This is a genomic window from Acinetobacter sp. CWB-B33 (assembly GCF_039655955.1).
In the GTDB taxonomy this organism is placed as follows: domain Bacteria; phylum Pseudomonadota; class Gammaproteobacteria; order Pseudomonadales; family Moraxellaceae; genus Acinetobacter; species Acinetobacter bouvetii.
Genome location: NZ_JAGFEU010000009.1, coordinates 39,804 through 47,839 on the forward strand (window position 1 = coordinate 39,804; position 8,036 = coordinate 47,839).

Annotated in this window: 6 protein-coding genes; 4 read left to right on the plus strand and 2 right to left on the minus strand. The window is 45.2% G+C overall.

The genetic code is table 11. From position 1 onward, the window contains the following. Positions 1-260 precede the first annotated feature (260 nt). From purE to JZ784_RS17210, 3 genes are all read left to right on the plus strand, one after another. On the plus strand, positions 261-773 hold the full coding sequence (purE, locus tag JZ784_RS17200) for a 5-(carboxyamino)imidazole ribonucleotide mutase (RefSeq protein WP_346315737.1): 513 nt from the start codon (positions 261-263) through the stop codon (positions 771-773). 15 nt (positions 774-788) lie between these two features. Beyond that, entirely contained in the window at positions 789-1,910 is a 1,122-nt protein-coding gene (locus tag JZ784_RS17205) for a 5-(carboxyamino)imidazole ribonucleotide synthase (protein WP_346315738.1), read from the plus strand. Positions 1,911-2,686: 776 nt separating this feature from the next. Next, a complete protein-coding gene (locus JZ784_RS17210) occupies positions 2,687-3,970 on the plus strand; it encodes a lytic murein transglycosylase (protein WP_346315739.1) in 1,284 nt (427 codons plus the stop codon). Positions 3,971-4,044: 74 nt separating this feature from the next. On the opposite strand, the gene JZ784_RS17215 is transcribed toward JZ784_RS17210, so the two are convergent. Beyond that, positions 4,045-5,172 carry an anhydro-N-acetylmuramic acid kinase gene (locus tag JZ784_RS17215; protein ID WP_346315740.1) on the minus strand — a complete coding sequence of 376 codons (1,128 nt, stop codon included), beginning with the start codon at positions 5,170-5,172 and terminating at the stop codon, positions 4,045-4,047. 63 nt (positions 5,173-5,235) lie between these two features. On the opposite strand from JZ784_RS17215, the gene tyrS reads away from it, so the two are divergent. After that, positions 5,236-6,468: a tyrosine--tRNA ligase gene (gene tyrS / locus JZ784_RS17220; RefSeq protein ID WP_346315741.1), complete on the plus strand. Its 1,233-nt coding sequence runs from the start codon at positions 5,236-5,238 to the stop codon at positions 6,466-6,468. A gap of 423 nt (positions 6,469-6,891) precedes the next feature. On the opposite strand, the gene JZ784_RS17225 is transcribed toward tyrS, so the two are convergent. Further along, a complete protein-coding gene (locus tag JZ784_RS17225) occupies positions 6,892-7,305 on the minus strand; it encodes a hypothetical protein (protein ID WP_346315742.1) in 414 nt (137 codons plus the stop codon). Positions 7,306-8,036: the final 731 nt, after the last annotated feature.

Genomic DNA, 8,036 nt, shown 5'->3' on the forward strand with positions numbered 1-8,036 from the left:
AATCCGTCAGCGCCGATCGCAAGGCGGTCTTCAGATTGGATGCAAGGCTGTAAAAGCCGCCGTGCAATGTGCAAAACAGCCGGCAATTATTCCAATCATCAGAATTTCGGCTTCATTTCATTAAAAAAGAATAAAAATGCGCATTGAGGGTGAAGGTAAAATTTTGGCGAGATGAAAATTCAGTCTATAATACGGGGCTCTTATTAAAGCTTGGCTCTAGTCGAGATTTATCTCTCTTAATTATCTCTGGAAACATTGCAATGAATGCGGCCGCTTCACAAGACACTCCTCTCGTTGGAATTATCATGGGTTCTCAATCTGATTGGGCAACTTTAGAAAACACTGCCAATATGCTGAAACAGCTGGGCGTTCCATTTGAAGCGGAGGTTGTGTCAGCGCACCGTACTCCAGACCGTTTATTTGAATATGCGGAAACCGCGCGTGACCGCGGCATTCAGGTGATTATTGCTGGTGCAGGCGGCGCGGCGCATTTGCCGGGCATGTGCGCAGCGAAGACTGACCTGCCTGTACTGGGCGTTCCAGTCAAATCATCTATTTTAAACGGTGTAGATTCATTGCTGTCTATCGTGCAGATGCCTGCAGGCATTGCAGTAGGCACTTTAGCCATTGGCCCTGCCGGCGCAACCAATGCAGCCATCATGGCGGCGCAAATTTTAGGTTTAACGCGTTCAGACATTGCAAAAAATGTGGCCGATTTCCGCGCTGCGCAAACTGAAAAAGTTGCGGGCAATAATATTCCGGGCCAAGCTTAAAACGGGACATACATCATGGATAAAACCATCGGTATTTTTGGCGGCGGCCAGCTGGGCCGCATGATGGCGCAGGCAGCATTGCCGCTGAATATTCAATGCACCTTCTTTGAAGCCAATACAGACTGCCCTTCGGCAGCCTTAGGTCCAGTCTATTCAGCCAAAGCGGAAAATGGCTTAAGCGAATTTATCGCAAGCGCAGACGTGTTCAGCTTAGAATTTGAAAATACGCCATTGGCTGATGTCGATGTGCTAACTAAAAACAAAACGCTGCATCCGCCGCGTCAGGCTTTAGCCATTGCGCAGCATCGTTTGTCAGAAAAAGCGTTATTTGATGAGCTGGCGATTCCTGTTGCGCCGTATAAAGCCGTGACTTCACATGAGCAGCTGAAAAGCGCTGCCGCTGAATTAGGCTTGCCGCTGGTTTTAAAAACCTCTCGCGGCGGCTATGACGGCAAAGGACAGTTTGTTTTGCGCAGCGCAGATCAGATGGATCAGGCGTGGGCTGAACTCGGTCCTGCTGGTGAACTGATTGCAGAAAGTTTTGTGACCTTCTCGCGTGAAGTGTCAATTATTGCCGTGCGCGGTCAAAACGGCGATGTGAGAACATGGCCATTGGCTGAAAACCATCATCATAATGGCATCTTGTCGCATTCCATTGTCCCTGCGCCCAACAGTGCGGATTTACAGCCGGTTGCGCAAGACTACATTACCCGCCTGCTCAATCATTTGAATTATGTCGGTGTGCTGACTTTAGAGCTGTTTGTCACAGACAAAGGTCTGTATGCCAATGAGATGGCGCCGCGCGTGCATAACTCCGGCCATTGGTCGATTGAAGGCGCGGTCTGTTCACAGTTTGAAAACCACATCCGCGCCGTGGCGGGTTTGCCATTAGGCTCAACAGCTGTTATACGCCCAACAGTAATGGTGAACATTATTGGGCTGCATCCAAAAACTGCAGATGTGCTGGCTTTGGAAGGCGCGCATTTGCACTTATATAACAAGTCTGAGCGTGAAGGCCGTAAAATTGGCCACATTACACTGATGCCGAATGACAGCGCAGAATTAACGGCTTTATGCCGTCAATTGGCGAAAATTTTACCGAATCCATTGGCGCTGAGCGAAGATATGACCATCTAAAGCTGCAGTTGCTGTTAAAAAAAGCGATCACGAGAGTGGTCGCTTTTTTATTTGGATTCATTCAGGCATGATGGCGCCTCTTTGCAAAAAGTGGCCGTTGATCGGATCAGAATGAAAATAAATTGCGTGTTTTTTATCCGTTTAGATAAAATCAGAGCATAGAAAAATAAACGGAAAGCAAAATAAAGCGAATTTTTCGCAAGAATACGACTTTTAAAATATGGCCCGCAATTGAATGCGGCGCTGATTTTGACCTAAAAAAACTGAAACAGCAGAGATCTTAGTCAGCTTGGGCTGTGGATATCTTTTTAGGCGTGTTTTGAATTTAAAAAATAGAAGTAAGAAGTTTGAATTTAAAAGTCAATTTTAAATTTAAATCGAATGTTTAAATTTAAAATGAATTTAAAAGTTTTGGCGCCGTTTGAATTTAAATTCAAAAAGAATAAATGAATTCAAAGTTTTGAATTTAAAAAATACCGAGCTTGAGTTTTGATGCTTGTTGTTTATATATTATTGATTATTAGAGCTAAAGAACAATTTTGGATAAATGAATTTAAAAGGGCTTTGTTGAATTTAAAGTGTTTGCTGAGCCAGAGATGCTTTTTGAATTCAAGAGCTGAAATGCGCAGCGCTGTGGATAAGTGGTTTTAAATTTAAAAGATGCTTTTGAATTTAAACCAGAATGAATATTCATTTACGCTTTGATTCAGAAAAGCGGAATTGAAAGTGTTAAGGTAAAAAGCATAGTTTAGATATCAAGAATCATTAGGGATTTTATGCACCGTTTTGCTTTTCTTTTCGGTTCAGTTTTTTTAGCGGCGACTCAGGCGAATGCTGAGCTCATTATTAATGGTCAAAAAGTTGCGGGCAGTTTAAATGCCTCAACCTTGGATTACAGCCCTCAGAATTCATTTCAAGGCTGTATTGCCAATTTAAAAAGCCAAGCGATGGCGAATGGCGTGTCTGCGTCCACTTATGACCGCTACACGCAAAATTTAACGCCTGATTATTCTGTGATTGAAAAATTAAATTACCAGCCGGAATTTTCCACGCCGATTTGGGATTATTTGTCAGGCCTGGTGGATGATGAGCGTGTTGCAGTGGGTCAGCAAAAATTGGCGCAGCATCGTGAAGTGCTGAATCGTGTAGCATCAATTTACGGCGTGCCTGCGGAAACCGTGGTTGCGGTATGGGGTGTGGAAAGCAATTTTGGCGCTATTTCAGGTTCTTATCCTTTACTGCAGTCTTTGGGAACGTTGAGCTGTGAAGGACGCCGCCAAAGCTATTTCCGCGGTGAATTTTTTGCCGCGATGCGCATTTTGCAGCGTGGCGATGTAACTGAATCGCAGCTGAAAGGCTCATGGGCAGGCGCCTTTGGCCATACCCAGTTTATGCCATCGACGTATGAAGAGCTGGCGGTAGATTTTGATGGCGATGGACGCCGTGATTTGGTGTCGAGCACCGCTGATGCTTTAGCATCAACAGCCAATTTGCTCAAAAAGCGCGGCTGGCAATCCGGACAGCCGTGGGGATTTGAAGTGAAAAATCCGCAAGCGGTCTCTCTCAGCGGTGAAAGCCGCCGCAATAAAAAGCCGCTGTCTTACTGGATGCAAAATGGCTTGGTGCGTGCAGATGGCTCAGCGTTAATTCAAGGCGGTTTATCCTCTAGCTCCCAAGCGGGGCTGATGGCGCCCGCAGGCGCCAATGGACCGCTGTTTCTAGTCTTTAAAAATTTTGACGCGATCTACAGTTATAACGCAGCGGAAAGTTATGCCTTGGCGATTGCGCATTTATCTGACCGTTTACAGGGGCAAGGCGCTTTCAGTACACCATGGCCTACGGATGATGCCGGCACTTCACGCGCAGAGCGCCGTGAAATTCAGCAGTATTTATTGAATAAAGGCTATGATATTGGCGCTGTGGATGGCTTAATCGGCGACAAAACCCGTCAGGCAATCCGTCAAGAGCAGGTAAAGTTTGATTTAAGCCCAACAGGGCGGGCCGGACAGCAGATTCTGCGTGTGATCCGCAGCGAAAATGCCAGAACAATGATGCGCTGAGTATCAGGTTAAATTGATTTGTGTGGAAAAGGCCTGCTGAACAGCAGGCCTTTTGCTTTAAATTGCCATAGTGCTTAGACGGCAGTGATGGTTCCTAGGATGCGGTAGCCTTCAGCGCCAGTGACGGCAGGCAAGTTGCCCGCCAGCTGATGCGTGAAACGCATGGCCAGCCATGCAAAAGCCGCGGCTTCTACCCAAGTTGGGCTGAGGCCCAAATCGGCAGTGCTTTGCACGGTCCATTGATGTTTGCGCAGGCGCCAGCGCAGCTGCTCCAGCAAGTGCGAGTTATAGGCGCCGCCGCCGCAAACATACACTTCACCTGTATCCATGTCTGAGCGGTAAATGGCTTTTTTAATGGCGCGGGTGGTCAGCTTCATTAAGGTCGCTTGAATGTTTTCCGGCGTATCTTCCAGCTCGTCATATTCCGAGTCGTTATGCCAGTCTAAAATCTGTTCATCCAGCCATTCTAAATTGAAATCTTCACGGCCGGTGCTTTTCGGCGGTTCTTTTGAGAAGAATTCATGCGCCTGTAGGCGGTCTAATAAGCTGCGGATGGGGGTGCCATACGCGGCCCAATTGCCATTTTCATCATAAGGCTGGCCCGTATAGCGGTGGCACCATGCATCCATCAAAATATTGGCAGGGCCTGTATCAAAGCCGTAAACACCTTCAGGATTGCCTGCTGGCAATAAGCTGACATTGGCGATGCCGCCTAGGTTCAAGATGACGCGATGAATGCTTTCATGCTGGAACATGTCTTGGTGAAACGCAGGAACCAGCGGCGCGCCTTGACCGCCGGCCGCCATATCGCGGCGGCGGAAGTCAGAAATTACAGGAATTTGGGTGATTTCCGTGATGATATTCGGATCGCCAATTTGCAGGGTAAAGCCGTGTTCCGGACGGTGGCGGATGGTTTGGCCATGAGAGCCGACCGCTTTGATTTGACTGCGGTCTAGCTGATTTTCTTCAATGAGGCGGTTAATGCCTTCACCAATCATTTTTGCCAGTGCAACATCGGCTTGCCCCATGCGGTCAATTTCATTATCGCCAGGCAAGGTCAAGGCCATCAGTTCATCGCGCAGATCGGGATCAAATTCGAGCGTGAGGGTTGCATGAAGCTGCAAAGGGTTAAAGGAAGCAGCGGCAATATCGACACCATCCATGCTGGTGCCGGTCATCACGCCAATATAGATCGCGGTCATGATTATTCTTAAGCCTGCAATGTGCTGAAAAAGTGTTAGTATATCGCACAAATTGAATAACTGATGTGTTTGGGTTTTGTGATGTCAAATTTCCTGCCGGCTGAAGAACAACTTGCTCTCATTCAACGGGGCACGCATGAAATTATTTCTGAAGAAGATCTTCTGAGGAAATTAAAAGAAAATCGTCCTTTAAAAATTAAAGCGGGCTTTGACCCGACTGCGCCTGACTTGCACTTGGGGCATACCGTTTTAATTAATAAACTCAAAGTTTTTCAAGACTTGGGCCATGATGTGACCTTCCTGATCGGTGACTATACCGCGATGATCGGTGACCCGACAGGCAAGAGCGCGACACGTCCGCCATTGTCGCGTGAACAGGTGCTGGAAAATGCCAAAACTTATCAAGAACAGGTCTTTAAAATTCTTGATCCGAATAAAACCAAAGTGCGCTTTAACTCAGAATGGTTTGCGGCCAAAACCGCAGCTGATTTAATTCAGCTGGCGTCACAGCAAACGGTTGCGCGCATGCTGGAACGCGATGACTTCACCAAGCGTTATAACAGCCATCAGCCGATTGCAATTCATGAGTTTTTGTATCCATTGGTTCAAGGCTATGACTCGATTGCCCTTGAGGCGGATGTTGAGTTGGGCGGCACAGATCAAACCTTTAACTTATTGATGGGGCGTACACTTCAGGGCCGCTATGATCAGGAAGCGCAGGTCTGCATTACGGTGCCCATCCTTGAGGGCTTAGACGGTGTGAATAAAATGTCTAAGTCTTTGGGTAACTATATTGGGGTATTTGATGCGCCAGGCGCGATGTACCAAAAAGTGCTGTCTATGCCGGATGCTTTGATTGAGCGCTATTTTGAGCTTTTAAGCTTTAAATCAATTGAAGAGATTCAGCAGCTGTTAAAAGAAGTGGCAGAGGGCCGCAACCCGCAAGAAGTGAAGAAAATTCTTGCGCTGGAATTGGTAGAGCGTTTTCACGGTGCAGAAGCGGCAGAAAATGCACATAAAGGTGCAGGTAACCTGATTACTGAGGGTGAACTGCCTGATGGGACACCTGAAATCACCGTGTCCCGTGCTGAATTTGGCGGCGAGATCTTCATTGCTTCTATTTTGCGGGCAGCGGGCCTTGTGAAAAATGCCGCACAAGCCAAAGATGCGGTTGCGCGCGGTGCGGTTAAAGTGGATTGGGAGCAGGTAGATGCCGGTTTCTCAGTTGCTGAAAATAAAACTTTGATTGTTCAGGCGAGTAAAAAAGCGATTGCAAAAGTTATTTTTGTTGATTAGTTTTTATTTAAGTTATTGATAAAAAAGCAGGCTTCGGCCTGTTTTTTTATTAAAATTATTATATTAATAAATCAAATAAGTAAATTCAAAAAAAACCTTATAAAAACAAGAGTTAAATTTTGCCAATCAGCTTGCATTTTATTTTGGTTATGTATAAGATTTATCCATCTAGAGAATGTGTATAAAAGCATATCTAGAGGGTAGAAATAACAAAAAAACTCCACAAGTTTTTCAGTCTCTTCCCCAAGGGACTCTTTTTTGTGAATTTTAAAAATAACTATAATAACAGCGATGGATCGAGTAAAGATTCAACTCCAAGGAAGAGATTTTGGGAGAGATCTCTTCCTTTTTTATTGCCTGCATTTTATTTGTATATAAGTGGATCTATCAAACCGATCTTTCAGAAAATGGCGGGGGCAGGCATTATTTGGCGGCAAACTGAATAAAGCTGAATTTGGGCAGCCGCCGCTTCACTAAAATGCCGACCAGCAATGCGCTGATTATAGTTCCCTCACGAACGCCGATAATGTCTCCTAATGTAAGCCATGATGAAATCATAACAATGCTGGCTAAAACGATATCGCCATAGGTTTTGCAGCTGCCGAAATCTGCATCAAATCGCTGTGACACTGCCGCATACAAGCTTTCACCCGCTAAAAATACCAAATTGGCCTTCATAATTAGGCAAACGCCCGCAGCGGTCATGAAGCCGCTGAATAGGCATGCTGTATTTGCAAGGCATTGTGATGAATGTTCCAGTCTTGCGTAATCCACATCAGACTGTCTATCAGGCCGCCAAAGGCCATTCCTGCAGGCAGCTGCAGCCATTGATGCCATTGAAATTTTTTCCCAGCAAAATCATGTGCAGCGCAATCATAAGAATATGTATCAGAACAGTCAGTGTTCTGATGGATCTTTCCTACATAAAACAGAAGCTGTAAGGCATAGATGAAACAGGTGATGTTCCTCAATTTGAATGTATAGACAGCACCACGCCAAAAGCCATCAGTGCCAGGCCAGGAATCAGCAGTGCGAAGCGGGAAATAAAATGCGCAGGCATATCAGTCAAGTTTTGGAATAAAAATGCAGTGTATGAGAAAGAGCATGGCCGCTCTATGATCCTAAAGGATAAAAACAGCGCTGTAATAAAAATGATATTTAGAAAATAGCATTGTGCACTGTAAGCCAGTGACCGTGAAAATAAGGCCTTGGCTTGCAATCCATAAGAATTAAAGTATTGACGGCACGGCTGTGTCATTGATTTTGATCTTTGCCTGCTGCAAATGCTCTAGGCGGGCAAGTGCTGATTAGCGTCATGCGATTTTGGCGGTGAGCATTTCTTTTTATTCACGGGCATTTATGATCCTTTAAACAAAGCTTTTAAAAATTTCAGGCTATTTTTAAGAAATAACCCTGGAATTTTTTTGCATCGACTGCAGTATTTATAAAAATAATTTCAAATAAATAAACTTTATTTGCTTAAAATGATTAAAAAATAGGTGAAAAAGCGATTTTTTTGCCAAATTTGTAGAAAAAAAAGACACACGTGAATAATATCGTTAATTAGG